General features: G+C 71.9%; 18 protein-coding genes. 1 reads left to right on the forward strand and 17 read right to left on the reverse strand.

The features are described from left to right. Window positions 1-91: 91 nt before the first annotated feature. From AB0D31_RS14840 to AB0D31_RS14885, 10 genes are all read right to left on the reverse strand, one after another. Window positions 92-1,651 carry an alpha/beta hydrolase gene (locus AB0D31_RS14840; protein ID WP_362722012.1) on the reverse strand — a complete coding sequence of 520 codons (1,560 nt, stop codon included), beginning with the start codon at window positions 1,649-1,651 and terminating at the stop codon, window positions 92-94. A gap of 129 nt (window positions 1,652-1,780) precedes the next feature. Beyond that, a complete protein-coding gene (locus tag AB0D31_RS14845) occupies window positions 1,781-2,986 on the reverse strand; it encodes a DNA polymerase III subunit delta' (RefSeq protein WP_362722164.1) in 1,206 nt (401 codons plus the stop codon). A gap of 532 nt (window positions 2,987-3,518) precedes the next feature. Next, window positions 3,519-6,974, reverse strand: a complete 3,456-nt coding sequence (gene tmk, locus AB0D31_RS14850; RefSeq protein ID WP_362722014.1) for a dTMP kinase — start codon at window positions 6,972-6,974, stop codon at window positions 3,519-3,521. Between the two features lie 142 nt (window positions 6,975-7,116). Next, on the reverse strand, window positions 7,117-9,942 hold the full coding sequence (gene topA / locus AB0D31_RS14855) for a type I DNA topoisomerase (RefSeq protein ID WP_362722017.1): 2,826 nt from the start codon (window positions 9,940-9,942) through the stop codon (window positions 7,117-7,119). 198 nt (window positions 9,943-10,140) lie between these two features. Next, window positions 10,141-10,368: a hypothetical protein gene (locus AB0D31_RS14860; RefSeq protein ID WP_362722020.1), complete on the reverse strand. Its 228-nt coding sequence runs from the start codon at window positions 10,366-10,368 to the stop codon at window positions 10,141-10,143. 492 nt (window positions 10,369-10,860) lie between these two features. After that, window positions 10,861-12,360: a methyltransferase gene (locus tag AB0D31_RS14865; protein ID WP_362722023.1), complete on the reverse strand. Its 1,500-nt coding sequence runs from the start codon at window positions 12,358-12,360 to the stop codon at window positions 10,861-10,863. Window positions 12,361-12,516: 156 nt separating this feature from the next. Further along, window positions 12,517-13,194 (reverse strand): small secreted protein, encoded by a 678-nt coding sequence (locus AB0D31_RS14870; RefSeq protein ID WP_362722026.1) that lies wholly within the window; start codon window positions 13,192-13,194, stop codon window positions 12,517-12,519. 178 nt (window positions 13,195-13,372) lie between these two features. Then, on the reverse strand, window positions 13,373-15,766 hold the full coding sequence (locus AB0D31_RS14875; protein ID WP_362722029.1) for a sodium-translocating pyrophosphatase: 2,394 nt from the start codon (window positions 15,764-15,766) through the stop codon (window positions 13,373-13,375). A gap of 273 nt (window positions 15,767-16,039) precedes the next feature. Then, window positions 16,040-16,486 carry an ATP-binding protein gene (locus tag AB0D31_RS14880; protein ID WP_362722032.1) on the reverse strand — a complete coding sequence of 149 codons (447 nt, stop codon included), beginning with the start codon at window positions 16,484-16,486 and terminating at the stop codon, window positions 16,040-16,042. Window positions 16,487-16,590: 104 nt separating this feature from the next. Then, the gene (locus AB0D31_RS14885) at window positions 16,591-16,944 is read right to left on the reverse strand and encodes an STAS domain-containing protein (protein WP_053728100.1); all 354 of its coding nucleotides are present in this window, start codon (window positions 16,942-16,944) and stop codon (window positions 16,591-16,593) included. A 79-nt stretch (window positions 16,945-17,023) separates the two neighbouring features. Between AB0D31_RS14885 and AB0D31_RS14890 the strand changes: the two genes are divergently transcribed. Next, window positions 17,024-19,501: a DEAD/DEAH box helicase gene (locus tag AB0D31_RS14890; RefSeq protein ID WP_362722036.1), complete on the forward strand. Its 2,478-nt coding sequence runs from the start codon at window positions 17,024-17,026 to the stop codon at window positions 19,499-19,501. On the opposite strand, the gene AB0D31_RS14895 is transcribed toward AB0D31_RS14890, so the two are convergent. The 7 genes from AB0D31_RS14895 to ssd form a co-directional block, all read right to left on the reverse strand. Continuing rightward, a complete protein-coding gene (locus AB0D31_RS14895; RefSeq protein ID WP_362722039.1) occupies window positions 19,443-19,769 on the reverse strand; it encodes an Rv3654c family TadE-like protein in 327 nt (108 codons plus the stop codon). The genes AB0D31_RS14890 and AB0D31_RS14895 overlap by 59 nt on opposite strands. 317 nt (window positions 19,770-20,086) lie before the next feature. Beyond that, window positions 20,087-20,464 carry a TadE family type IV pilus minor pilin gene (locus AB0D31_RS14900; RefSeq protein ID WP_362722042.1) on the reverse strand — a complete coding sequence of 126 codons (378 nt, stop codon included), beginning with the start codon at window positions 20,462-20,464 and terminating at the stop codon, window positions 20,087-20,089. Continuing rightward, window positions 20,451-20,732, reverse strand: coding sequence for a DUF4244 domain-containing protein (locus AB0D31_RS14905; protein WP_362722045.1), 282 nt, complete (start codon window positions 20,730-20,732; stop codon window positions 20,451-20,453). The genes AB0D31_RS14900 and AB0D31_RS14905 overlap by 14 nt, the downstream gene beginning before the upstream one ends. A 177-nt stretch (window positions 20,733-20,909) precedes the next feature. Further along, on the reverse strand, window positions 20,910-21,701 hold the full coding sequence (locus AB0D31_RS14910) for a type II secretion system F family protein (RefSeq protein WP_362722048.1): 792 nt from the start codon (window positions 21,699-21,701) through the stop codon (window positions 20,910-20,912). Further along, a complete protein-coding gene (locus AB0D31_RS14915; protein ID WP_362722051.1) occupies window positions 21,698-22,630 on the reverse strand; it encodes a type II secretion system F family protein in 933 nt (310 codons plus the stop codon). The genes AB0D31_RS14910 and AB0D31_RS14915 overlap by 4 nt, the downstream gene beginning before the upstream one ends. Before the next feature lie 11 nt (window positions 22,631-22,641). Beyond that, on the reverse strand, window positions 22,642-23,883 hold the full coding sequence (locus tag AB0D31_RS14920) for a TadA family conjugal transfer-associated ATPase (protein WP_362722053.1): 1,242 nt from the start codon (window positions 23,881-23,883) through the stop codon (window positions 22,642-22,644). Then, the gene (ssd, locus tag AB0D31_RS14925) at window positions 23,880-24,995 is read right to left on the reverse strand and encodes a septum site-determining protein Ssd (RefSeq protein WP_362722056.1); all 1,116 of its coding nucleotides are present in this window, start codon (window positions 24,993-24,995) and stop codon (window positions 23,880-23,882) included. Before ssd ends, AB0D31_RS14920 begins: the two co-directional genes overlap by 4 nt. Between the last annotated feature and the right edge of the window lie 40 nt (window positions 24,996-25,035).

The following is a 25,035-nucleotide window of genomic DNA, read 5'->3' on the forward strand; positions in this document are numbered from 1 at the left end:
CCATGGTGCGGCAGCAGCGTCGCCAAGTCTACACAGTTTCTGGAGTGCTCCCGACCAGGTCCCGGGCCGGCCCCGGTCGGGGCTGCGGGGGTTATGAGCAGCGCTTTCCCTTGGTCGGCGGGGTGCCGTCGAGGAGGTAGGTGTTGATCGCGGTGTCGATGCAGTCGCTGCCGCGGCCGTATGCCGTGTGGCCGTCGCCCTCGTAGGTGAGGAGGGTGCCGGAGGAGAGCTGGTCGGCGAGGGACTGGGCCCACTTGTACGGGGTCGCGGGGTCGCGGGTGGTGCCGACGACGAGGATCGGGGCGGCGCCCCTGGCCTCGATGCGGTGCGGGGTGCCGGTGGACTTGACCGGCCAGTACGCGCAGTTAAGGCTCGACCAGGCGAAGCCGTCGCCGAAGACCGGGGACGCCTGTTCGAAGGAAGGCAGGGCCGCGGTCACCTCGGCGGGGCCGGAGAAGGACGGCGGCGAGTCCAGGCAGTTCACGGCGGCGTTGGCGAACATCAGGTTCGCGTACTTCCCGCTCGCGTCGCGCTCGTAGTACGAGTCCGCCAGCGTGAGCAGCCCCGCCCCGTCGCCCTTCATGGCGCGGGCCAGGGCCGTGCGCAGTTCCGGCCACGCCGCCTCGTCGTACATCGCGGCGATCACCCCGGTCGTGGCGAGGGCCTCACCCAGCTTGCGGCTCTGGCCGGTGGGGATCGGCTTGGCGTCGACGGCCTTGAAGAAGGCGCGGAGCCGGTCCGACGCATCCTCGACCGACCCGGTGCCCAGCGGGCAGTCCTTCTGCTTGGCGCAGTTCGTCGCGAAGGATTTGAAGGCCGTCTCGAAGCCCGCGGTCTGGTCCCGGTTCATGTCCAGGGCGGAGAGGGAGGGGTCCATCGCGCCGTCCAGGACGAGCCGGCCGGTGCGGGCGGGGTACAGCTCGGCATAGGTCGCACCGAGGAACGTGCCGTACGAGGCACCGACGTAGTGCAGCTTCTCGTCGCCGAGCACCTGCCGCAGCAGGTCCATGTCGCGGGCCGCCTCGACCGTGGACACATGGGGCAGAACCTTGCCCGACTTGGCCTCGCAACCGGCGGCGAACTCCTTGAACGCCTTGGTCAGAGCCGTCTGTTCAGCCGCGTCGTCGGGGGTCTGGTCGACCTCCGTGTACGCGTCCATCTGCCGGCCCGTGAGGCATTCGACGGGCTCGCTGCGGGCCACCCCGCGCGGGTCGACGGCCACCATGTCGTAGCGCGCTCGTACCGGCGCGGGGTAGCCGATGCCCGCGTACGCCTGGAGGTAGCCGACCGCCGAGCCGCCCGGCCCGCCCGGGTTGACCAGCAGCGATCCGATCCGCTTGCCCGGTCCCGTCGCCTTGACCCGGGCCACCGCCAGGTTGATGGAGGCGCCGGCGGGTTTCGCGTAGTCGAGCGGCGCCTTCATCGTGGCGCACTCGAACTTCCCGACTCCGCACGCCCGCCAGCTCAGCTTCTGCGAGGAGTACGGGGCGAGCTCTTCGGCGCTCGGCGCGCCGGCCGGGTTCCCGTCCGCCGCGGTGTGCGCGGCGGCCGTCGCGGAGGTGGACGAACTGCCCGACGAGCAGCCGGAGATGAGCAGGCCGGTGGTCGCGACGGCGATGGCTGAAGTACGGAGCAGGCGCCTGGAGTCCATCTCCGGAGCGTAGCCGTCTTGTGACGGGATGCGATGCGGGTGCGCAGCGGCGCGGCTCGTACGGGTGATCCCGTCAACCCGGGCCACGGCCCGCTCGCTCGGCCGACTCAGCCCGCTCTCAGCCCGCTCTCAGCCCGCTCTCAGCGAGAGCGTCATCGCCTCCATCGCCAGGAGCGGGGCCACGTTGCGGTCCAGTGCGTCGCGGCACGCCAGGATGGACTCGATGCGGCGCAGGGTGGCTTCGGGGCGGGAGGCTCGGGCTATCCGGTCCACCGCGTCGCGTACGTCCTCGTTGGCGATGGCCACCCTCGTGCCGAGCTGCTGAGCGAGGACGTCGCGGTAGAAGCCGGTCAGCTCGGTGAGCGCGAGGTCCAGGCTGTCGCGCTGGGTGCGGGTCTTGCGACGCTTCTGCTTGTCCTCCAGCTCCTTCATCACCCCGGCCGTGCCGCGCGGCATGCGCCCGCCCGCGACCTGGCCCATCGCCGCCTTGAGATCCTCCGTCTCCTTGACGTCGACCTCCTCGGCCATCTGCTTGGCGTCCTCGGCCGCGGTGTCGACCAACTCCTGCGCCGCCTTGAGGCAGCCCCCCACGTCGTCGACGCGCAGCGGCACCTTCAGGACGGCGGCCCGCCGGGCCCGGGCCGACGCGTCCGTGGCCAGGCGGCGGGCCCGGCCGATGTGGCCCTGGGTGGCGCGGGCCGCCGCGTACGCGGCCTCGGGCTCGATGCCGTCGCGCCGGATCAGTACGTCGGCCACCGCCTCGACCGGTGGCGTACGCAGGGTGAGATGGCGGCAGCGGGACTTGATGGTGGGCAGCACGTCCTCCAGGGAGGGGGCGCAGAGCAGCCAGACGGTGCGCGGCGCGGGCTCCTCCACGGCCTTGAGCACCGCGTTGGCCGCCTGCTCGGTGAACCGGTCAGCGTCCTCGACGATGATCACCTGCCAGCGGCCGCCCGACGGCGACATCTGAGCACCCCGCACCAGCTCACGGGTCTGCTTGACGCCGATGGTGAGGCCCTCGGTGGTGACGACCGTGACATCGGCATGGGTGGCGATCAGCGCCGTATGGCACCCGTCGCAGAAGCCGCAGCCCGGAATGGCACCCAGCGCGCGGTCCGGGCTGACACACTGCAACGCGGCCGCGAAGGCACGGGCCGCGGTCGGGCAGCCGGAGCCGGGCGGACCGGTGAACAGCCAGGCGTGGGTCATCTTGGACGCCTCGGGGCGCGGCTGCCCGGAACGCTCGGCGGTGACGAGCACATCGGCATCCCGGGCGGCGGCACCCAGCTGCTCCTGTACTCGCTCCTGACCCACCAGGTCGTCCCACACGGTCATCTGCTGCCCCTCCGTTCCTCCGGTCGCTGCTGCGTTCATTGTGCGGCACCCCACTGACAGCGGATGCCAGAACACAGACCCCGCAGGTCAGGGAGGTGATCCCGCCGATGGTTGTTGCGGTCCACGACGGTCGATGGCGGTCGATCGCGGTCGATGATGGTCGTCCACCACCGTCAGTGGGCGCCACGACCGTCGGTGGTCGCCATGGCGGTCGGTGGTCGCCATGGCGGTCGGTGGTCGCCATGGCGGTCGGTGGTCGCCATGGCGGTCGGTCGGCGATCGTCCACGGCCGGCACCGGACGACAGTCGGCGATCGGCCACGGCGGTCGGTGGCCGGCGGTCCGCGGTCGGCCGCAGCCGCCGCCCGTCGTCGTCCTGCCCTGCGCGGCACTGACAACGGTAGGAAATCCCGGCCCCCTACGCGATCGTGCCGGCACGCAGATCGCTCTGCGTGCCAGCACGAATGTTCGGGGTGTGGACTGCCTCACCGCAGGGCCCATGCCGGGCCTGGCATGGGCCGCGGGCGGTCCGCTCAGCGGCGGCGGCCGCGCCGCCCGTCGTCGTCCTCGTCGCCGTCGTGCGGGCCGAGCAGTTCGTCCGCGAGCGTCGGCAGATCATCGAGCGGAGTCTCCTCGGCCCAATCCGAGCGCCGGCGCGGCCGCTCCTGGCCCGTAGCCGGGTCGATCTGGGGCAGCTCGCGCGTGCGCTCGTTGCCTCCGTCGCCCCCAACGTCCCGGTGGGCCTCGCCGTCCCGGCGGCCCGCATCGTGCTCGTCACGGAACAGGCCGCGCGGCACCCGGTCCGCCGGATCGGCGCCGCGCACCCGTGGCAGCACGGCCGTCTCCTCGCCGGACGGCGAGTGCGGCGAGGACGGTGTGGACGGCGGCCCGGTCACCGCGGGCAGCACGGCCGTCTCGTCGGCGGACACCGCCGGGAGGACCGTCGTCTCCTCGGCGTCCGTGCCGCGACCGGCCGCGGCACCGGCCACGCCCCTGGCCCCCTTCGCGCCCCGCTTCTCCGGCTCGGCGACCGGCACGGGCTGCGTGATCTCGTTGGGTTCACCGACCGGAACCGCCTGGGTCACCTCGTTCGGGCTGACGATCGGGGTCGTCACGGTGACCTCCGATGCCGACTCGTCCGCCGAACCCGGCCCGGCCGAACGAGCGGAATCGGACGTACCGGAGTGAGACGTACCGGAGTGAGACGTACCGGAAGCTCCGGAAGCGGGAGACCCACCGGGTGCGCCGGAAGGAGCGGAACCACCCGGCTGCGTAGCGCCCTTGGCGGGCCGGGCAGCGCCGGACGGGCCCGTCGAGCGGGTCGGCGCGGCCGCGCCCGCCCCGGTCTCCGCCGCCCTGGCCGCGGTCGCCGCTGCCGCCGCTGCGGCGGCCTCCGCCAAACGGCGGGCCTCCTCCGCGCGCAGCAGCGCCTCCTCCGCCTTGCGCTGCTTCTCCAGGCGGCGGGCCTCCGCCTCGGCGCGCAGCCGGGCCTCCTCCTCGGCCTGCTTGCGCAGGCGTTCCTGCTCGACGGCGCGCGCCTTCTCCTCGGCCTCGCGCCTGACCCGCTCCTCCTCGGCGAGGCGCCTGGCCTCCTCGGCCCGCTGCCGGGCCTCCTCCGCCTTGCGCTCCTCCTCACGGCGGCGCGCCTCCTCCAGCTCGCGCCGCTTGCGTTCCTCTTCCTCGGCGCGCAACTTGGCGAGCTGTGCCTGGCGCTCGCGCTCCAGACGCTCTTCCTCGGCCTTGCGCGCGGCTTCTTCCTCGGCGCGCTTCCTGGCCTCTTCTTCTGCCTTCTCGCGCGCTTCCTCCTGGGCCCTGATCTCGGCCTCGGAGAGCGGCAGCATCTGGTCGAGCCGATGGCGGACGACCGTGGAGACGGCCTCCGGCTCCTGCCCGGCGTCGACCACCAGATAGCGGGAGGGGTCGGCGGCGGCGAGGGTGAGGAACCCGGACCTGACCCGGCCGTGGAACTCCGGCGGCTCCGACTCGAGACGGTCCGGCGCCTCCGTGAACCGCTCGCGGGCCGTTTCGGGCGAAACATCGAGCAGAACGGTCAGATGCGGTACGAGTCCGCCAGTTGCCCACCGGTTGATCCGGGCAATTTCGGTCGGGGACAGATCACGGCCGGCCCCTTGGTAGGCGACGGACGAGTCGATGTAGCGGTCCGAGATGACGATGGCGCCGCGTTCCAGGGCGGGGCGTACCAGCGAGTCGACGTGTTCGGCGCGGTCGGCCGCGTACAGGAGCGCCTCGGCGCGGTTGGAGAGGCCGGCCGACGACACGTCGAGCAGGATCGACCGCAGCCGCTTGCCCACGGGTGTCGCGCCGGGCTCGCGGGTGACGACGACCTCGTGGCCCTTGGCGCGGATCCACTCGGCGAGCGCCTCGGCCTGCGTGGACTTGCCGGCCCCGTCGCCGCCTTCGAGGGCGATGAAGAATCCGGAGGTGGCCGGCAGTTGCGCGGGGTCTGCGCCGCGTACGGCGTCGGCCAGGTCGCGTCGCAGCGGGACGCCCTGGCGGTCGTCGGCCTTGGCGAGCACCACCGCGGCCAGTGGCAGCAGCAGCGCGCCGACCAGCATCAGCGTGAACCCGGCGCCGCCGTGTGCGAAGACGAACGAGCCCGACTCGACGCGGTGGCTGCCGATGGCCGCGGCGAGCAGCGGCGCGACGATGGCGCCGAGCCCGATGGAGACCCGTACGACCGCCTGGAGGTGCTCGCCGGTGCGGACCCTGCGGTACTCCTCGGTCTCCTGGTCGATCAGTACGTGCCCGGTGTTGGCCGCGACGCCGGCGGCGATGCCCGCGACCAGCGCGATGAAGAGCACCGTCGCGAGGTCGGGCACGAGACCTATGGCGAGCAGGGCGACGCCCGTGACGGTGATGGCGAACGACAGCAGCCGGCGCCGCGACAGCACCGGGAGGATCTTGGCGGCGCCACGGATCCCGAGCACCGTGCCGCCGGTCAGGGCGAGGACCAGGAGCGCGAACGCGGCGGGGCCGCCGCCCAGGTCGACGGCGTGCAGCACGGCGACGGACGCGGCCGCGGCGATGGCGCCGGCGACCGATGCACAGGCGAGCACCAGGAGCGGGATGGCGCCGGTGCGGCCCTTGTCGGGGCCGTTGCCGGTGCTGGGCCTGCGCAACCCCTCCAGGGGTGAACGGGCGCGCGGCGTCTGGGTGTCGGGGAGTTCGAGCAGGGCTACCACGGAGATCGACGCGGCGAACAGGCCGGCGGCGAGGTAGGAGCCGAGCGCGGCCTGGTGCAGCTTGAACCAGTCGATGCCGGTGCCGAGCAGATTGCTGACGAGGGCAGCGACGAGCAGGGCGGCGGCGCCGAGGGGGATCGCCACGAACGTCGTACGCAGCGACAGGCGGCGCAGTGCGCCCAGGTGGTCGGGGAGCGGCCGGACGGCGGCGCCCTCCAGGGGCGGCGCGGGCAGCAGCGCGGGCGCCGCGCTCTCCTTGGCGACCGTCCAGAACCGTTCGGCGACGCCGGCGAGGAAGGCGGTGATGAGGACGAGGAGCAGGGCGTGGGACGGCGTCCAGTCGATCCACAGCGGGGCCACGATCAGGAGCGCGGCGCGTACGCCGTCGGCGCCGACCATGGTCCAGCGCCGGTCGAGCGGCCCGCTCGGCGCGGTGAGCGCGGAGACCGGGCCGAGCAGCACGGCACCGAAGAGCACCGTCGCGAGCGCCCGGGCTCCGAGGACCGCCGCGACGGCGAACGCCGCCCCCCGGTAACCACCCCCGAAGGACTGCTGGGCCAGCGCGGCCTGCAATGCCAGCAGCAGGGTGACAAGGACGGCGAGTACGTCGCCGATCCCGCTGACAAGCTGCGCGCTCCACAGCCGTCGCAACGTGGGGATGCGCAAGAGGGCGCGTACCGCACGTTCGCGTGAATCTGCTGCCAGGGCTTCGGAGATGGGGCTCACAACCGTGGGGGTCCCCCCTGATCCTTCAGAGCTTGGGTGATGCTCGGCTCCTCGCGTCATCCGCCCAGCCTATCCGGAGCGCCGTGGTCCCGGCGGGGGTGCCCGAACATATGGGCGGATACCTCCGGCCCGGCTCCACCGGCGCCCGACGCGGAACGGGGGGCCGGGGCGTGTGCCCCGGCCCCCCGTCAACAGCGCCGGCCTACTCCGAAGGCGCGGCCTTCTTGGCGACGGCCTTCTTGGCGGGTGCCTTCTTCGCCGCCGTCGTCTTGGACGCGGTCGTCTTCTTGGCGGCCGCCGTCTTCTTGGCCGGTGCCTTCTTGGCGGTGGCGGCCTTCTTGGCGGGTGCCTTCTTCGCCGTCTTCTTGGCGGGACCCTTGGCCCGCTTCTCGGCGAGCAACTCGAAGCCCCGCTCGGGCGTGATCTCCTCGACGCTGTCGTCGGTGCGCAGCGTCGCGTTGGTCTCGCCGTCGGTGACGTACGGGCCGAAGCGGCCGTCCTTCACCACGACCGGCTTCTCGCTGACCGGGTCGACGCCGAGCTCCTTGAGCGGGGGCTTGGCGGCGGCGCGGCCACGCTGCTTGGGTTGCGCGTAGATCGCGAGGGACTCTTCGAGCGTGATGGAGAAGAGCTGATCCTCGGTCTCCAGGGAGCGCGAGTCGGTGCCCTTCTTCAGATAGGGCCCATAGCGCCCGTTCTGTGCGGTGATCTCGACGCCCTCGGCATCGACGCCCACCACGCGCGGCAGCGACATGAGCTTCAGGGCGTCGTCCAGGGTCACCGTGTCGAGGGACATCGACTTGAAGAGGGATGCGGTGCGCGGCTTGACCGCGTTCTTGCCGGTCTTCGGGGTCCCCTCGGGCAGGATCTCGGTGACGTACGGGCCGTAACGCCCGTCCTTGGCGACGATCTGGTTGCCGCTCACCGGGTCCGCGCCCAGCTCGAAGTCGCCGCTCGGCTTGGCGAGCAGTTCCTCCGCGTACTCCACGGTCAGCTCGTCGGGCGCCATGTCCTCGGGGACGTCGGCGCGCTGGTGGCCCTCGGAGTCCTTCTCGCCGCGCTCGACATAGGGGCCGTAGCGCCCGACGCGGAGCACGATGCCGTCACCGACGGGGAACGAGGAGATCTCGCGGGCGTCGATGGCGCCGAGGTCGGTGACGAGCTCCTTGAGGCCGCCGAGGTGGTCGCCGTCGCCGTTGCCGGCGGAGGAGGCGGCGCCGGCGGTCGCCGCGTCGCCCTCACCGAAGTAGAAACGCCTCAGCCACGGCACCGCCTGGGCCTCGCCCCGCGCGATGCGGTCGAGGTCGTCCTCCATCTTGGCGGTGAAGTCGTAGTCGACGAGCCGCCCGAAGTGCTTCTCCAGGAGGTTGACGACGGCGAAGCTCAGGAAGGACGGCACGAGCGCCGTGCCCTTCTTGAAGACGTAGCCGCGGTCCAGGATCGTGCCGATGATCGAGGCGTACGTGGACGGGCGCCCGATCTCGCGCTCTTCCAACTCCTTGACCAGGGAGGCCTCGGTGTAGCGGGCCGGCGGCTTGGTCGCGTGGCCGTCCACCGAGATCTCCTCGGAGGCCAGGGCGTCGCCCTCGGCGACCTGCGGCAGCCGCCGCTCGCGGTCGTCGAGCTCGGCGTTGGGGTCGTCCGCGCCTTCGACGTACGCCTTCATGAAGCCGTGGAAGGTGATCGTCTTGCCGGAGGCGGTGAACTCGGCCTGTCGGCCGTCGCTCGCCCGTCCCGCGATCTTCACGGTCACCGAGTTGCCGACCGCGTCCTTCATCTGGGAGGCGACGGTCCGCTTCCAGATGAGCTCGTAGAGCCGGAACTGGTCACCCGTCAGGCCCGTCTCGGCCGGGGTGCGGAAACGATCACCCGAAGGGCGGATCGCCTCGTGCGCCTCCTGCGCGTTCTTGACCTTCCCGGCGTACGTGCGCGGCTTGTCCGGCAGGTAGTCGGCGCCGTACAGCTGCGTCACCTGCGCCCGGGCGGCGTTGATCGCCGTGTCGGACAGCGTCGTGGAGTCCGTACGCATATAGGTGATGAAGCCGTTCTCGTACAGCTTCTGGGCGACCTGCATGGTCGCCTTCGCACCGAAGCCCAGCTTGCGCGAGGCCTCCTGCTGGAGGGTCGTCGTACGGAACGGGGCGTACGGCGAGCGGCGGTAGGGCTTGGACTCCACCGAGCGCACGGCGAAGGAGGAGTCGGCGAGGGCAGCGGCCAGGGCCCGCGCGTTGGCCTCGTCCAGGTGCAGGACGTCACTCTTGAGTTGTCCGTCGGGGCCGAAGTCGCGGCCCTGCGCGATGCGCCGGCCGTCGACCGTGTTGAGCCGTGCCACCAGCGTGGACGGGTCGGAGGCGTCGCCCGTCCGTCCGGTGGAGAACGTCCCGGTCAGGTCCCAGTACTCCGCTGAACGAAACGCGATGCGCTCGCGTTCCCGCTCCACGACGAGTCGGGTGGCCACCGACTGGACGCGCCCGGCGGAAAGCCGCGGCATGACCTTTTTCCACAGGACCGGCGAGACCTCGTAGCCGTAGAGACGGTCGAGGATGCGGCGGGTCTCCTGGGCGTCGACCATGCGCTGGTTGAGCTCGCGCGGGTTGGCGACGGCGTCCCGGATGGCGTCCTTGGTGATCTCGTGGAAGACCATCCGGTGGACGGGGACCTTGGGCTTGAGGACTTCCTGGAGGTGCCACGCGATGGCTTCGCCCTCGCGGTCCTCATCGGTGGCGAGGAACAGTTCGTCGGACTCGGCAAGGAGCTCCTTGAGCTTCCTGACCTGGGCCTTCTTGTCGGCGTTGACGACGTAGATCGGCTGGAAGTCGTGTTCGACGTCCACGCCGAGCCGGCGCACCTCGCCGGTGTACTTCTCGGGCACCTCGGCGGCGCCGTTCGGCAGGTCGCGGATGTGCCCGACGCTCGCCTCGACGACATAACCGGGGCCGAGGTAGCCCTTGATCGTCTTCGCCTTGGCAGGAGACTCGACGATGACGAGTCGGCGGCCGCCCTTTGCGGTCTCGCTGGTCGGGGACAACTTCGCTCTTCTCTCCGGTCGGCACTCGGGTTTCAGCACGTTTCAGTACGTGTCGCTGCGGAGTGTGACGGTACAACCCGCCCCCGTGTCAAACAGCAAAAGCCCGCAGCGGCCACTCGAACGGTAACCCGACTTACCGAGATCCTGCCGCCCGGACCGTCCCGAAGCCTTCCGAAAAGCGTTTCATCCCCTTTCGGTCTAGAACGTTCCCTGGATGCGGGTGAAGCACCAGACGCCAAGCAGGAGAAATCCGACACCGAAGGCGGCCGCGAGCACGGCGGAGGCCACCGGGGGTACCCCGAGCGCGACGGGCGTGCGGCGACGCGCGCAGGACGCCGTCCACAGCAGCAGAGCGCCCCCGAACAGCACCAACACCGTCCCCGCGAAGACGGCCGGCCCCGCCTCGGTCCCTTCCAGTGCGTTCATGGGCGCGATCCTCGTCACGGTGTGACGCCCCCGGGCAGAGCGGGGGCCGCATCGCGGCGAACTCCGGGTGAACGGTCGTCCGATCATGCCCATTTCAGCCAGATCCCCTCCCCGACAGCCGGATCGCGGCTCCCCGGCAGGGCGACGGACGGCACCGGCAAAAGGCGTCGAGCGTCACACCGGCACTGAGCGTCACCTCGCACCGGCGTCACATCACATCGAGCGTCGCCCGCCGTCTGCTGCCGCGCTCGAATGCGGCGAGCAGCCTCACCGCGAGCGGCGCGGCGCCCACACCGACCGCGAACAGCGCCTAGGAAGAGCACCGGGTGCGGAAAGCTCGGCGGCACCCCGAAAAGGAGTCGCCCCCACAGCACGGTCGCCACCATGGAGTATGTTCCGACGACCGCGGTGGCCAGGGTGATCGGCAGCAGGATCAGCGGCAGCCGGGCGGGCGCGACGACCGGCATCTCCTGACCGCGCGCCCTGCCCGGTTCACTCCCCCACCGGCTCCAGGAAGCCCTGCTCCACCAGGAGCCGGATGGACTGCGGGGTGCGGTCGCGCAGCAGCACCGGGTCTTCGTCGATCAGCTGGGCGATCGCGTCCAGGATCCGGCCGGCCGGCAGCTGACCATCGCAGACGCCCGCGAAGCCGGCGCCGACCGTGTCGACCTTGGTGGCCCGGCGCATGCCGCGGTTCTGCCGCAGCACGACGTGCTCCGGGTCCTCGGCGCCCGGCAGCCCCACCTGCTCCTGCACCACCTCGCCGGCGAGGCGGAACCGGTCGGCGAGCAGCGCCGCGTCGTCCTGCCGGCGCAGGTAGTCGTGGCGCTCGAAGTGCGCCCGCACGGTGTCGCCGAGGGGCTGCTCGACGGGGTGGGGCCACTCCTCGGTCACGATGGACGGCTGGTCGCTGTCGGTGCGGCGCAGGGTGATCCAGCCGAAGCCGACCGCTTTGGTCTTGCGCGCCTCGAACTCGTCGAGCCACGCCTCGTAGCGCTCCGCGTAGCGCGCCGGGTCGGTGTGGTGATCCCCTGCATCACGCAGCCACAACTCGGCGTACTGGGCGATGTCCTGGACCTCACGCTGCACGATCCAGGCGTCGCAGCCGCGCGGGACCCAGGAGCGCAGCCGGTCCTGCCACTCCTCGCCCTCGACGTGCTGCCAGTTGGCCAGGAACTGGGCGTAGCCGCCGGGGTTGAGGTGCTCCCCCGCCTGCTGAACGAGCGTGCGGCACAGATCGTCCCCGCCCATGCCGCCGTCCCGGTAGGTCAGCCGGGCGCCGGGCGAGATGACGAACGGCGGGTTGGAGACGATGAGGTCGTACGTCTCCTCGCCCGCGGGTTCGTACAGCGAGCCCGTCCTCAACTCGGCTTCGGGCGCGCCCGACAGAGCCAGCGTCAGACGGGTGAAGCCCAGGGCGCGCGGGTTGAGGTCGGTGGCGGTGACGCGTGTGGCGTGCTGCGCGGCGTGCAGCGCCTGGATGCCGGAGCCGGTACCGAGATCGAGGGCCGAGCCCACCGGCATCCGGACGGTGATGCCGGCCAGGGTGGTGGAGGCGCCGCCGACGCCGAGCACCATGGCCTCGTCACGCCCGCTCGCGCCGCCCGCGCCGCCGACCGCGCAGCCGAGATCGGAGACGATGAACCAGTCCTGCCCCTCGGGGCCGCCGTAGGGCCGCACGTCGACCGTGGCCCGCACCTCGTCGCCCGCGCGGACCACCCAGCCGTCCGCGAGCGCCTCGTCGAGCGGCAGTGCGGCCTGGGCACGCTCGTGAGGAACGGGCTGCTGGAGCAGGAAGAGCCGCACCAGGGTGTCGAGCGGCGCCTGCCCGCGGGTGGCGCGCAGGGCGGGGACGGTCTCGCTGCGGGCCAGCGCGGCATACGCGGGGGCACCGAGCAGGTCGAGCAGGCCGTCGGCGGTGAACGCGGCGGCGAGCAGGGCGTCGCGCAGGCGGGCTGCGTGACCGGGCGCGGGAAGACTGGGCGTACTCACCCGGCCATTGTGGCCGCTGCCTCTGACAATCACCGCGCGGGAAGTCTGGTCGTCCTCACCCGGCCGTTGTCGCCGCTGCCTCTGACCATCACCCACGCACGTTCGTGGCCCGGCTCCCCGCGAGGGGGCCGGGCCACGAGCGGGGTCGCGTACGGGCTACGACTTGGCGCTCTGCGACGGCGAGGCGGAACCGGACGGAGACGCCGAACCCGAGGGAGATGCGGAGCCCGAGGGCGAGGCCGACTGGGACGGCGAGGCCGACGTGTCGGAACCGGGCGCCGGCGAGGACGGCGTCTGCTTCTGGCAGCCGGGCTGCTTCTGCATCGCCTTGCCGACGTCGCCGGACTCCAGGTTCTTCAGGGAGGCGTCACCCGTCGAGCTGGTCTTGCCGAGCTCGGTGGCGATGTCCTCAAGTCCCTTGGCGAACGCGGCCTGGTCGCCGGCGTCGAGCGCGTCGACCTTCTTCTTGAGGTTGGCGTACGCCACGGACGAGGCGTTCAGGCCCTTGACGGCCTCCTGCTGCGTGGTGGCGCCATCCTTGACGGGCGGAGCGCCCGCCTTGTCGACGGCTCCGGCAAGCGCCTTGTAGGCGTCCGAAATCTGCTGGAAGGCCGTGGAGTCGGTCTTCTGCACATCGGCGGGCTTGCTGTCGTCGCGCGTCTGCGCCTGGATGGCGGCATTGGCGTCAGTGATCTTCTTGAACTGGGGCTGGGCCGTGTTGCAGAAGGTCTTCGCCCAGTCGTCGACCTTCTTGCTGGAGTCGTCGCTGCAGCCCGACAACGTCAGCATCAGTACCGCACCGCCGGACAGTGCGGCTGCAAGCTTCTTGTTCACCGGTTTGGTCCCTTCCAAGGCTCTCGGCCCCGGAACATACACGCCAAGTGGGCGACAATCGCGTGCCGTCCGTGTGATGTGTCTCCCATTGCGGCTATTTGCAGCCATTTGCACCAAGCGGAACGGGCAGACGGTGTGTCAAACCCCACCGTCCGCCCGCCCCTTGTCGTGCCGGTGGTTACGAAACCACCGCCGGGTCGGCCGACTTCGCGACCCGTTCGTTGCTGCCGTCGTCGTCCACGGCCACGCGGCGCCGCTTCGACACGTACACCGCGCCGATGATGACGAGGATGGCGAGCGCCGCCACGATCCCCCGGACGAGCGGGTTCGCGTCGTCGCCGTAGCTGAACTTGACGATGGCCGGCGCGATGAGGAGCGCCACCAGGTTCATCACCTTCAGGAGCGGGTTGATCGCGGGGCCCGCGGTGTCCTTGAAGGGGTCGCCTACGGTGTCGCCGATGACGGTGGCGGCGTGGGCGTCGCTGCCCTTGCCGCCGAAGTGGCCGTCCTCGACCAGCTTCTTGGCGTTGTCCCATGCGCCGCCCGAGTTGGCGAGGAACACCGCCATCAGGGTGCCGGTGCCGATCGCTCCAGCCAGGTACGAGCCGAGCGCGCCGACGCCGAGCGTGAAGCCGACGGCGATGGGGGCGAGCACCGCGAGCAGGCCGGGGGTGGCCAGTTCGCGCAGCGCGTCCTTCGTGCAGATGTCGACGACTCGCCCGTACTCCGGCTGCTCGGTGTAGTCCATGATCCCGGGGTGCTCGCGGAACTGCCGCCGCACCTCGAAGACCACGGCTCCGGCCGACCGGGACACGGCGTTGATCGCGAGCCCCGAGAAGAGGAAGACGACCGCCGCGCCCAGCATCAGCCCGACCAGGTTGTTGGGCTGCGAGATGTCCATGCTCAAGGTCAGTTCGTTCGCCTTGGCGTGGACGTCGCCCACGGCCGTGGCGATGGCGTCCTTGAACGAGCCGTAGAGCGCCGCCGCGGCCAGGACGGCCGTCGCGATGGCGATGCCCTTGGTGATGGCCTTGGTGGTGTTGCCCACAGCGTCCAGGTCGGTGAGCACCTGGGCGCCCGCACCCTGGACGTCGCCGGACATCTCGGCGATGCCCTGGGCGTTGTCGGAGACCGGGCCGAAGGTGTCCATGGCGACGATGACGCCGACCGTGGTGAGCAGGCCGGTGCCGGCCAGCGCCACCGCGAACAGCGCGAGCATGACCGAGGTGCCGCCGAGCAGGAAGGCCCCGTAGACGCCGAGACCGATCAGCAGGGCGGTGTAGACGGCCGATTCGAGGCCGATGGCGATGCCGGCCAGGACGACGGTGGCGGGGCCGGTGAGCGAGGACTTGCCGATGTCCTTGACGGGACGCCGGGTGGTCTCGGTGAAGTACCCCGTCAGCTGCTGGATCAGCGCCGCCAGCACGATGCCGATGGCGACGGCGACGAGCGCGAGGATCCGCGGGTCACCGTCATGGCCCTTGATCACCTGGTCCGTGACGCCGTTCAACTGGGCGTACGAGGACGGCAGATAGGCGAAGACCGCGACGGCCACCAGGGCGAGCGAGATCACCGCCGAGATGAAGAAGCCGCGGTTGATGGCCGACATTCCGCTGCGGTCGGCGCGCCGCGGGGCGACCGCGAAGATGCCGATCATCGCGGTGACCACGCCGATCGCCGGGACGATCAGCGGGAAGGCGAGGCCCGAGTCGCCGAACGCCGCCTTGCCGAGGATCAGCGCCGCGACGAGGGTCACGGCGTAGGACTCGAACAGGTCGGCCGCCATGCCGGCGCAGTCGCCGACGTTGTCGCCCACGTTGTCCGCGATGGTGGCGGCGTTGCGCGGGTCGTCCTCGGGGATGCCCTGTTCGACCTTGCCGACCAGGTCGGCGCCGACGTCTGCGGCCTTGGTGAAGATGCCGCCGCCGACACGCATGAACATCGCGATCAGCGCGGCGCCGAGTCCGAAGCCCTCCAGGACCTTGGGCGCGTCGGCCGCGTACACGAGCACGACGACGGAGGCACCGAGCAGGCCGAGGCCCACCGTGAACATGCCGACGACGCCACCCGTGCGGAAAGCGATCTTCATGGCCTTGTGGGAAACCGAGGTGAGATCCCTTTCGGGTTCGCCTTCGGCGGGAGTCGCCTCTCGGGCGGCCGCCGCGACGCGCACATTGGCGCGCACGGCGAGACGCATCCCGATGTATCCCGTCGTCGCCGAGAAGACGGCGCCGATCAGGAAGAACACGGAACGGCCTACGCGCTGCGACCAGTTGTCGGACGGCAGCAGGAACAGCAGGAAGAACACCACGACGGCGAAGACGCCGAGGGTGCGCAACTGCCGGGTCAGATAGGCATTCGCGCCTTCCTGTACGGCCGCCGCGATCTTCTTCATCGATTCGGTGCCCTCGCCTGCCGCGAGGACCTGGCGCACCAGCAATTGGGCGACGATCAGGGCCGCCAGCGCGACAGCCGCGATGACGATCACGATCGTCCGGTTGCCGTCGGTCAGTACCGCGGCGGCCAGAGATGTGGGGTGGTCGAGTTCCGTTGGGTTGAAGAGCCCCGCCATTCGTCCTCCTTGACGCTCAGAGCTCAAGATGTGGACGGATTGTAGGTAGCGGAACACGATCAAAACAGGGCCCCGCAAATGGAATTGACCTTCATCGGCTCATCAGAGAGAGATCCGGTCACGAAAGTGCCCCCGAAAGCGGTAATGGGGCAAAAGCATTGACGCTTGATCGTCGATCTAGGAATCGGCCGGAAACTGGGCCGAATGGTGGATCAAGAAAATGAAAAAAGGCCCTGCTCAGCAGGGCCAGTCTCCATATCCAACAAAAGTGGATCAGGGAAGCACCTCGGACGGCGTGGTGGGCCAGCTCATCCGAATGACACCCCCGGAGTCTCCGGACGTGACCTCCACGTCGTCCACAAGACCACTGATGACGGCGAGGCCCATTTCGTCCTCCGCGCCGTCGTCCAGCTCGTCGGCGGGCGCCGAGCCGCGCACGCCCGGCACCGCCGACGCGCCAACGCCCGACCCTGGCACCCCGTCACCGACCTCGATGGAGAACAGCTTCTCCTCCTCGGTCAGGACGACGTGGACGGGGGATTCGATGCCGTGCGAACGGTGCAGCCCGACGGCACGGCTGCACGCCTCGCCGACGGCGAGTCTCACCTCGTCGAGCACTGCCTCGTCGACCCCGGCCCGGCGCGCCACGGCGGCCGCCACCAGACGGGCCGTCCTGACATGTTCGGGCTGAGCGCTGAAACGGAGTTCAACGGTGGCCATGGTGATCCCCCTCGAACGTACGGGCGTACATCTCAGGGGCCCCGGGCCACTGTGCCGCCCGGCGCCCCTGTCCGTCTTCCGGAGCCGTCCGTGGACGGCCGCCGTCAGTCGGTCGCGTTGACGGCCTCGTCGACCGAGCCGTGGATCGGGAACACCTTGGTGAGCCCCGTGATCCGGAAGATCTTCAAAATGCGCTCCTGGTTGCAGACCAGGCGCAGCGAGCCCTCGTGCGCGCGCACGCGCTTGAGCCCACCCACCAGGACACCCAGGCCCGTGGAGTCGAGGAAGTCCACGCCCTCCATGTCGACAACCAGGTGGTAGCTGCCGTCGTTCACCAACTCGACCAACTGCTCGCGCAGCTTGGGCGCGGTATACACATCAATCTCGCCACCGACCTCGACGACCGTACGGTCGCCACCAGGCCCGGACACATTGCGAGTCGACAGGGACAGGTCCACGGATCCTCCAGCACCTTGCTATCGAGCGGCCGCTCCCTGAGTCTCCCCGGCGGAGCCAGAGAACGGATCGCCAGCCGCGATGGCATTCAATCACTTACCGGCAGCCATGCACGACGCCTTGGGACCATTGTCCGCTACGCCAGTGACACACTCGGTGCCGATGGCAAGGAATCACCGACCCAGAACACCCGCCGACGGCACGGGTGAACGACCCGACCCCGGCACGGTCCTCGACCGGCTCAGCACCGGGGCAGGCCGGGCTGCGCGCATCACTCATACGGAGCACTTGCCCCCGCGAGAGGGACGTCATGCAGTATGGCCGCACCTGATCCGTCCGGAAGTGATCAATGCCATCCAGGACGCCGGCATCGAGCACCCCTGGGCCCACCAGGCGGCCGCCGCGGGGCACGCCCTGGACGGCGAGTCGGTAGTGATCGCCACCGGCACCGCTTCCGGCAAGTCGCTCGCCTACCTGGCACCCGTCCTCAGCGCCCTCCTGGACGGCTCCGAGGCCCCGAACGGGCGCGGCGCCACCACTCTCTACCTCGCCCCCACCAAGGCCCTCGCGGCCGACCAGCGCCGCTCGGTGAAGGCCCTCGCGGCCCCCTTGGGCCACGCGATCCGGCCCGCCGTATACGACGGCGACACCCCGGTCGAGGAACGCGAGTGGGTGCGCCAGTACGCGAACTACGTCCTCACCAATCCGGACATGCTGCACCTGGGCATCCTGCCCTCCCACCCCAGGTGGGCCTCCTTCCTGCGCGCCCTGCGCTATGTCGTCATCGACGAGTGCCACACCTACCGCGGTGTCTTCGGCTCCCACGTCGCCCAGGTTCTGCGCCGCCTGCGCCGCCTGTGCGCCCGCTACGGCTCCGATCCGGTCTTCCTGCTCGCCTCGGCCACGTCAGCCGACCCCGCCGTCGCCGCGGGCCGCCTGACCGGCCTGCCCGTCGTGGAGGTCGCCGACGACGCCTCCCCGCGCGGCGAGCTGGTCTTCGCCCTGTGGGAGCCGCCACTCACCGAGCTGCCCGGCGAGAAGGGCGCCCCGGTGCGCCGCACCGCCATCGCCGAGACCGCCGACCTCCTCACCGATCTGGCCGTGCAGGGGGTCCGCACGGTCGCCTTCGTCCGTTCCCGGCGCGGCGCCGAACTCGTCTCGGTGATCGCCCAGGAACGCCTGTACGAGGTCGACCGCACCCTCGCCCGGCGTGTCGCCGCGTACCGGGGCGGCTACCTGCCCGAGGAGCGCCGCGCCCTCGAGCAGGCCCTGCACTCGGGCGAGCTGCTCGGCCTCGCCGCCACCACCGCCCTGGAACTCGGCATCGACGTCTCGGGCCTCGACGCCGTCCTGATCGCGGGCTACCCGGGCACCCGGGCCTCCCTGTGGCAGCAGGCCGGCCGGGCGGGGCGCTCGGGCCAGGGCGCCCTGGCCGTCCTGATCGCCCGCGACGACCCGCTGGACACCTACCTCGTCCACCACCCCGAGGCGTTGTTCCAGCAGCCCGTCGAGTCCACCGTGCTCGACCCGGACAACCCGTACGTCCTGGCCCCGCACCTGTGCGCGGCGGCCGCCGAGCTCCCGCTCACCGAAGCCGACCTGAAGCTCTTCGGACCGGCGAGCCCCGAACTCATGCCCCAGCTGGAGCGGGCGGGACTGCTGCGGCGCCGCAGCACCGGGTGGTACTGGACCCGTCGCGAACGGGCCGCCGACCTCACCGACATCCGGGGCGGTGGCGGCCGGCCGGTCCAGATCGTCGAGGCCGCGACGGGACGGCTCCTCGGTACGGTCGACGAGGCCGCCGCCCACACCGCCGTCCACGACGGCGCCGTCCACCTCCACCAGGGCCGTACGTACCTGGTGAAGCATCTGGACCTGGAGGACTCCGCCGCCCTCGTCGAGGAGGCCAGCCCGCCTTATTCGACCGTTGCCAGGGACACCACCTCCATCTCCGTCCTCACCACCGACACCGAGATCCCCTGGGGATCCGGCCGCCTCTGCTACGGCTCCGTCGAGGTCACCAACCAGGTCGTCTCCTTTCTGCGCCGCAGACTCATCACCGGCGAGGTGCTCGGCGAGACCAAGCTCGACCTGCCGCCGCGCACCCTGCGCACCCGGGCCGTGTGGTGGACGGTCACCGAGGACCAGCTCGATGCCGCCCGGATCAACCCGGAGATCCTCGGCGGCGCCCTGCACGCCGCCGAGCACGCCTCCATCGGCATGCTGCCGCTCTTCGCCACCTGCGACCGCTGGGACATCGGCGGCGTCTCCATCCCGCTGCACCCGGACACCCTGCTGCCGACGGTCTTCGTGTACGACGGCAACCCGGGCGGCGCCGGATTCGCCGAGCGCGCCTTCCACACCGCCGCGCGCTGGCTGACCGCGACCCGCGAGGCGATCGCGTCCTGCGAGTGCGAGGCCGGCTGCCCGTCGTGCATCCAGTCCCCCAAGTGCGGCAACGGCAACGACCCCCTCCATAAACGAGGCGCGGTCCGCCTCCTCACGGAGCTGCTGCGGGGGGCTCCGCACGAGGCGGAGCCGGCCCCGCCCGCGCCCTGACGCTGGGCGCGTACGGGCCGAACCTCGCCCTCACCCGTACGTCGGTGATCTCGCCCACGACCGTGCAGCGCACCATCTCGGCGCCCTGGGCCCGGGCCACCTCGACCGCCTTGGCGCAGGCGTCCGGTGCCCCCCACAGCGCCCGGTCGGCCGCCGCGAGCGCCGCCAGATCCGCGGCTCCGCCGGCCCGGTGCCGCGCGGCCACCGCCTGACCCAGGCAGAGCACGGCCGCGAACACCGAGCACATCGTGGCGGCCGTCAGAGCCACCCACACGGTGGCCGAGCCCCGATCACCATCCGCCCCGGCCCGCCGCGTGAGCCGGGGCGCCCACTCCTCACCGAGGCTCTTACCGAGGCGCCGAACGAGCCACTTCCCGGGACGCCGCGCAGACGGCTTTCCGAAGCGCCGAACGGGCCGCTTCCCGGGGCACGGCGCAAGCCACTTCCCGACGCAACGCACAGGCAACCTCCCGAGGCGCCGCACAAACCACCCTTCGAAGCGCCGCGCAGACAGCTTCCCGAAGCGGCGCACAGGCCACCGCGCGCACAGCCGCAACCGCGTCGCGGCCTGGCGTGCCCACCCGCTCACGAGACCTCCCCCACCGTGTCCTCGGCCAGCGCCACCGCTTCCGCGCTCAGCGTCACGGCCAAGTGGTGCGGGCCCGGCGTGTCGGCCTCCACGCGGACCCGCCACAGCTCCCCGTTACGCCGCACCGTGACCCTGGCGCCCTTCGGCGCGGCCGACCGGGCCGCCGCCACCGCCAAGGCCTCCGGCTCGGACCGGGCCGCCGCGCGCGCCCCGGCCCTGGCCGCGTCCACGCACCGGATCTCGGACGAGGCCGCCATCAGGGCCCACAACAGGGCCAGCGCGAACCCGACGAGGGCTGGGATCGCCACGGCCGTCTCGGCCGTCACGAACCCCCGGTCCCCCCGCCTCCACCGGCCGCGCTCAGAACTGCACATCGAGCGCCTTGGTGATCAGCTGATTGAGCGCCGTCACGACTCCCTCGCTGGTGACGACCTTGTACAGGATCGCCGCGAAAGCGCAGGCAGCGAGGGTGCCCACGGCGTATTCGCTGGTCGACATCCCGTCGTCGCGCCGCACCCGGCGCCGCAGCGCCGAACCCCAGTGCCGCAGCCGGCCCGTCGCCCGGCTGCCTCCGGCCCCGCGCCCGGCGGCCCCGTTCCTCGTAGAGCTCAAGCTCGCCTGTCCATTGCTGACTGCGTTCATGGTTCCAACTCCCTTGATCGATAGGCGTGTTCTCAGCTGAACCAGCTGAACCGCCTGAATTAGCTGAACCGCCAGGCCCACATGCCTGACTGGGTACGTGGCATACATGGCATACGTGGCGTACGTGCGTACGTGGCGTACGGCGTACGTGATGGCGCGTGTGACGGCGGTGCTCCCTCACCGCCTCAGCAAGCCCCCCGCAAGGCCGATCACGACCGGCGCGACGCCCGCCGCGAGGAAGGCCGGCAGGAAGCACAGGCCCAGCGGGCCGGTGATGAGGACTCCCGCGCGCCTGGCCCGCGCCGAGGCGTCCCGGGTCCGTTCGGCCCGGCAGCGTCCGGCGACCCGGGCGACGGAGGCCGCCGCGGGTGCCCCCGAGGAAGCCGCCCTTTCCAGACAGCGGGCCAGTTCGGCCGCGCCGGGTATCGCACCCAAGCGCCCCCACGCGTCGCCGGGTTCACAGCCCATGCGCAGCTCGGCGGCTGCCTGACGCAGGCGGGCGCCGACCGGCCCCTCCAGGCAGGCTCCGACCGCGCCCGCCGCCTCGCGCGGCCCGGCTCCGGCGGCGAGGCAAGCGGCCAGCAGGTCCGCGGCGAGCGGGAGTTCACGCGCCGTCCCGAGCTCGTCGGCGTCGTCCCGTCGCGTACGTCGCCGACGCGTCCACACCCGGGCCCCATACGCCGCCGCCAGGCCACCCAAGGCGCCCACGACTCCGCCGAGCAGCACATAGCAGGCCGCCCACGCCCCCAGCGGCGCTCCCCACTGCTTCGCCTTCGCCGTCCACGCCGGGTTCCAGCGTCTCGGCGCGGTCGGCGTCAGCGCCTCCAGGGCCAGCAGCGCGGCCACCCGGCGGCGCGTCCCGCGTTCCTCCCGGCGCCGGGCCGCCGCCGCCACCGTCCACAGGGTGAGGGCCACCACCCCCACCATCGCCCCCAGCCTGTGGACGACCTCCGGTCCGAGCAGACTCATCGGCCCTCCCCCACCCGTACGATGCGGGCCGCCCAGCACACGCCGGCCGTCTCCAGGACCGAGGCCACCAGCAGGCATCCGAACCCCGCGGGGCTGTGCAGCAGCACCCGCAGCGGGCTCGCGCCCATCGCGGTGCCGAGCACCAGGCCGAGCGCCGGCAACAGCGCGAGGAGCAGCACCGTGGTGCGGGGCCCCGCCAACTCCGATCGCAACGCGTCCTGTTGCTCACGCTCCGCCCGCAGCGCGTTCTCCAGACGCTCAAGCCCGGAGGCCAGTCCGGCCCCGCCGTCCACCGCGACCTGCCAGCACGCGGCGATCCCGGCAAGCCCTTCGGCACCCGGCTCCCTGGCCGCAGACCGCAGCGCCGCGGGCACATCACCGCCGAACGTGGCCGCCGCCACCACCGGGGCTGCGGCCGCGCCCAAAGCCGCCGTCTCCCGTGCGGCGGCCACCAGGGCCGGTCCAGGCTGGCGGCCCGCGCGCAGCTCTGCAGCCACCGCGGCGCACCAGGCGATCACTTCGTCGGCGCGCCGCGCCCTGGACCGTTCGCGTTGCCCGGCCCGCAGCCGCCTCCCCACCAGGGGCACGGCCACCGCGCCGCCGACGAGCGGCAGCACCGAGCCGCCCAGGATGGCGAGCGCGAGACCGAGGGGCAGGCACAGCCACTCCAGCCGCCAGCGCTCCCGGTGTCGCGCCGTCTCAAGCCAGCGCCCCAGAGGGGAGACCCTGAAAGCACCGCCGACACCGGTCGCGTGGAGCCCGCACCCCCAAGCGCCGGCCCCCGTGCCCGTGCCCGCCCCCGTTTCCGCTTCGGCTTCCGTCCCGGCCCCCGCGAACATCAGCCGGGCCCGCCGCATGCCCTGGTCGTGCCCGGCCCACAGCCAGGCGGCCACCCCCGCGCACATCGCCGCCCACGCGGGCAGCCCCATACGAGGATCCGTCACAACGCACCCCCGATCAGGGCCCGGAGCGGTTCCCAGCCCGAGTCGCGCATGAATCCCTTCGCTCCCCATCGCAGCGCGGGCACGGTCATCACCAGGCCGGCCGCGTCCCGCTCAAGGACGCGCACTTCGGCGATCCGGCGCTGGCCCGCCCGGTCACGTGCCAGATGGAGCACCACTGACAGCGCGGCCGCCAACTGACTGTGCAGCGCGTCCCGGTCGAGCCCGGCCGCCGTGCCGAGCGCCTCAAGGCGAGCCGGCACATCCTGGGCAGAATTGGCATGAACCGTCCCACAACCACCTTCATGGCCTGTGTTCAAGGCACCGAGCAGGTCGGTTACTTCGGCCCCTCGCACCTCGCCGACCACCAGTCGGTCGGGGCGCATCCGCAGGGCCTGGCGCACCAGGTCCCGCAGGGTCACGAGGCCGGCGCCCTCCTGGTTGGCGGGGCGCGATTCGAGACGTACGACATGAGGGTGATCGGGCCGCAACTCCGCGGAGTCTTCGGCGAGGACGATCCGCTCTCCCGCACCGACCAGCCCGAGCAAGGTCGACAGGAGCGTGGTCTTGCCGGTGCCGGTGCCGCCGCTCACCAGGAACGAGACCCGGGCTTGGATGAGTGCGCGCAGCAGTTTCTCGCCGTCGGGCGGAACGGTGCCCGCCGCCGTGAGCTCGGCAAGGGAGAACGCCCTGGGGCGTACCACGCGCAGCGACAGACAGGTTGAGCCGACGGCGACCGGTTCCAGGACGGCGTGCATCCGCGTGCCGTCGGGCAGGCGGGCGTCCACCCAGGGCCTTGCGTCGTCGAGCCGGCGGCCCGCCACCGCGGCGAGGCGCTGAGCCAGCCGGCGTACGGCCGCCGCGTCGGCGAAACGGATGCCGGTCAGTTCGAGCCCGCCGCCCCGGTCCACCCACACGCGGTCCGGCGCCGAGACCAAAACGTCCGTCACGTCGGGATCGGCAAGCAACGGCTCCAGCGGGCCCGTGCCCACCAGCTCGGATCGCAACTCCTCGGCTCCGCCCAGTACTTCCGCGTCACCGAGCAGCCGACCCTGGGCGCGCAGCGCCGCCGCGACCCTGGCCGGGGTGGGCTCGGCTCCGCTCTGCGCCAGCCGCTGCCGGACGGCGTCGAGCAGCGGCGGCCCCGCGGACCACGAGGGTGTGCCCCGTGACCACACCCCGCCGTCGGCCGGACCTGGCACACCGACGGAGGGGATGCCTTCGTCGCGCTTGTCGTTCATGAGAGCGCTCCCCCGGTGAGGCCACCGGTCAGTGCCTGGTCCCAGAAGGCGGCGCAGAATCTGGCCAGCGGGCCGCGCGCCGCACTCCCCGGTGGAGCGCCGCTTCCCTGCGCGTCCAACAGGCCGGGCTCCAGCGGTAGTTCTCCGGCCAATGGCAGCCCGAGCGCATGGGCCACCCACTGCTCGTCGAGCCCCGACGCGTAGGGGCCGCGTACCACCGCGCGCAGATCGCGCAGCACCATGCCGACCGAGGAGGCGACCCGGTTGGCCGCCGCGACCGCGCGCAGTTCGGCCGGGACCACCAGCAGCCCGAGGTCCAGTTGCGCGAGCGCCTCGACGACCGAATCGTCGATCCGGCGCGGCAGGTCCACGACGACCACCCCGCCTCGCCGACGGGCCGCCGCGAGGACGGCGCGCATCGCCTCCGCCGGAATGACCACCGAGTCGCCCCGGTCCCAGCTGAGCACCCTCAACCGGTGCAGCCGCGGCAGCGATTCCTCCAGGGCCCGTCCGGCGACCCGCCCGCGCGAAGCGGCGAAATCCGGCCACCTTCGGCCATCGGCCTGCTCGCCGCCCAGGAGCACATCGAGGCCTCCACCGAGCGGATCGCCGTCGATCAGCATGGTCCGCTGCCCGGTACGGGCGGCGGTCACCGCTAGGGCGCACGCCAGCGTCGACGCGCCCGCGCCGCCACGTCCGCCCATCACCCCGACGGTCAGGGCGGGGCGCCCCACACCTTCCGCCGCGTCGGCGATCCGGTCGACGAGCCAGGGCTCGGCGTCGGGCAGCCGCAGCACATGGTCCGCGCCGAGCTCGACCGCCGTCTGCCAGACCCCGGGGTCGTCCTGGTCCCGGCCCACCAGGAGCACCCCGCGCCTGCGGGCCGCCCCGCGCAGCCGGGGCGCGGCGTCGTCGCCCACGAGAATCAGGGGTGCGCTCTCCCATCCGCCCCTGCGTTCGGGCACCCCGTGACACACCTCGGGCTCGGTGCCGGCCGCGGCGCACAGCCGCAGCAGATCATCGAGCAGATCCTCGTCCTCGGTCACGATCAGCGGTCCGCCGCGCCGCCCCTCCGCGCCCTGCGGCCGATCGGAAGCCATGGCTCCGTCCATGATTTCCGCCCCCTCTCCCTGCGATTCCTGCGTCCGCGCA

The sequence above is a fragment of the Streptomyces sp. NPDC048361 genome, from assembly GCF_040651795.1.
In the GTDB taxonomy this organism is placed as follows: domain Bacteria; phylum Actinomycetota; class Actinomycetes; order Streptomycetales; family Streptomycetaceae; genus Streptomyces.

Excerpts from the sequence above, each read along its gene's own strand:
- AB0D31_RS14840 (WP_362722012.1), bottom strand. The coding sequence starts at position 1,651 with ATGGACTCCAGGCGCCTGCTCCGTACTTCAGCCATCGCCGTCGCGACC.
- AB0D31_RS14845 (WP_362722164.1), bottom strand. The coding sequence starts at position 2,986 with ATGACCGTGTGGGACGACCTGGTGGGTCAGGAGCGAGTACAGGAGCAG.
- tmk (WP_362722014.1), bottom strand. The coding sequence starts at position 6,974 with ATGACGCGAGGAGCCGAGCATCACCCAAGCTCTGAAGGATCAGGGGGG.
- AB0D31_RS14860 (WP_362722020.1), bottom strand. The coding sequence starts at position 10,368 with ATGAACGCACTGGAAGGGACCGAGGCGGGGCCGGCCGTCTTCGCGGGG.
- AB0D31_RS14875 (WP_362722029.1), bottom strand. The coding sequence starts at position 15,766 with ATGGCGGGGCTCTTCAACCCAACGGAACTCGACCACCCCACATCTCTG.
- AB0D31_RS14880 (WP_362722032.1), bottom strand. The coding sequence starts at position 16,486 with ATGGCCACCGTTGAACTCCGTTTCAGCGCTCAGCCCGAACATGTCAGG.
- AB0D31_RS14890 (WP_362722036.1), top strand. The coding sequence starts at position 17,024 with ATGGCATTCAATCACTTACCGGCAGCCATGCACGACGCCTTGGGACCA.
- AB0D31_RS14900 (WP_362722042.1), bottom strand. The coding sequence starts at position 20,464 with ATGTGCAGTTCTGAGCGCGGCCGGTGGAGGCGGGGGGACCGGGGGTTC.
- AB0D31_RS14905 (WP_362722045.1), bottom strand. The coding sequence starts at position 20,732 with ATGAACGCAGTCAGCAATGGACAGGCGAGCTTGAGCTCTACGAGGAAC.
- AB0D31_RS14910 (WP_362722048.1), bottom strand. The coding sequence starts at position 21,701 with ATGAGTCTGCTCGGACCGGAGGTCGTCCACAGGCTGGGGGCGATGGTG.
- AB0D31_RS14915 (WP_362722051.1), bottom strand. The coding sequence starts at position 22,630 with ATGGGGCTGCCCGCGTGGGCGGCGATGTGCGCGGGGGTGGCCGCCTGG.
- AB0D31_RS14920 (WP_362722053.1), bottom strand. The coding sequence starts at position 23,883 with ATGAACGACAAGCGCGACGAAGGCATCCCCTCCGTCGGTGTGCCAGGT.
- ssd (WP_362722056.1), bottom strand. The coding sequence starts at position 24,995 with ATGGACGGAGCCATGGCTTCCGATCGGCCGCAGGGCGCGGAGGGGCGG.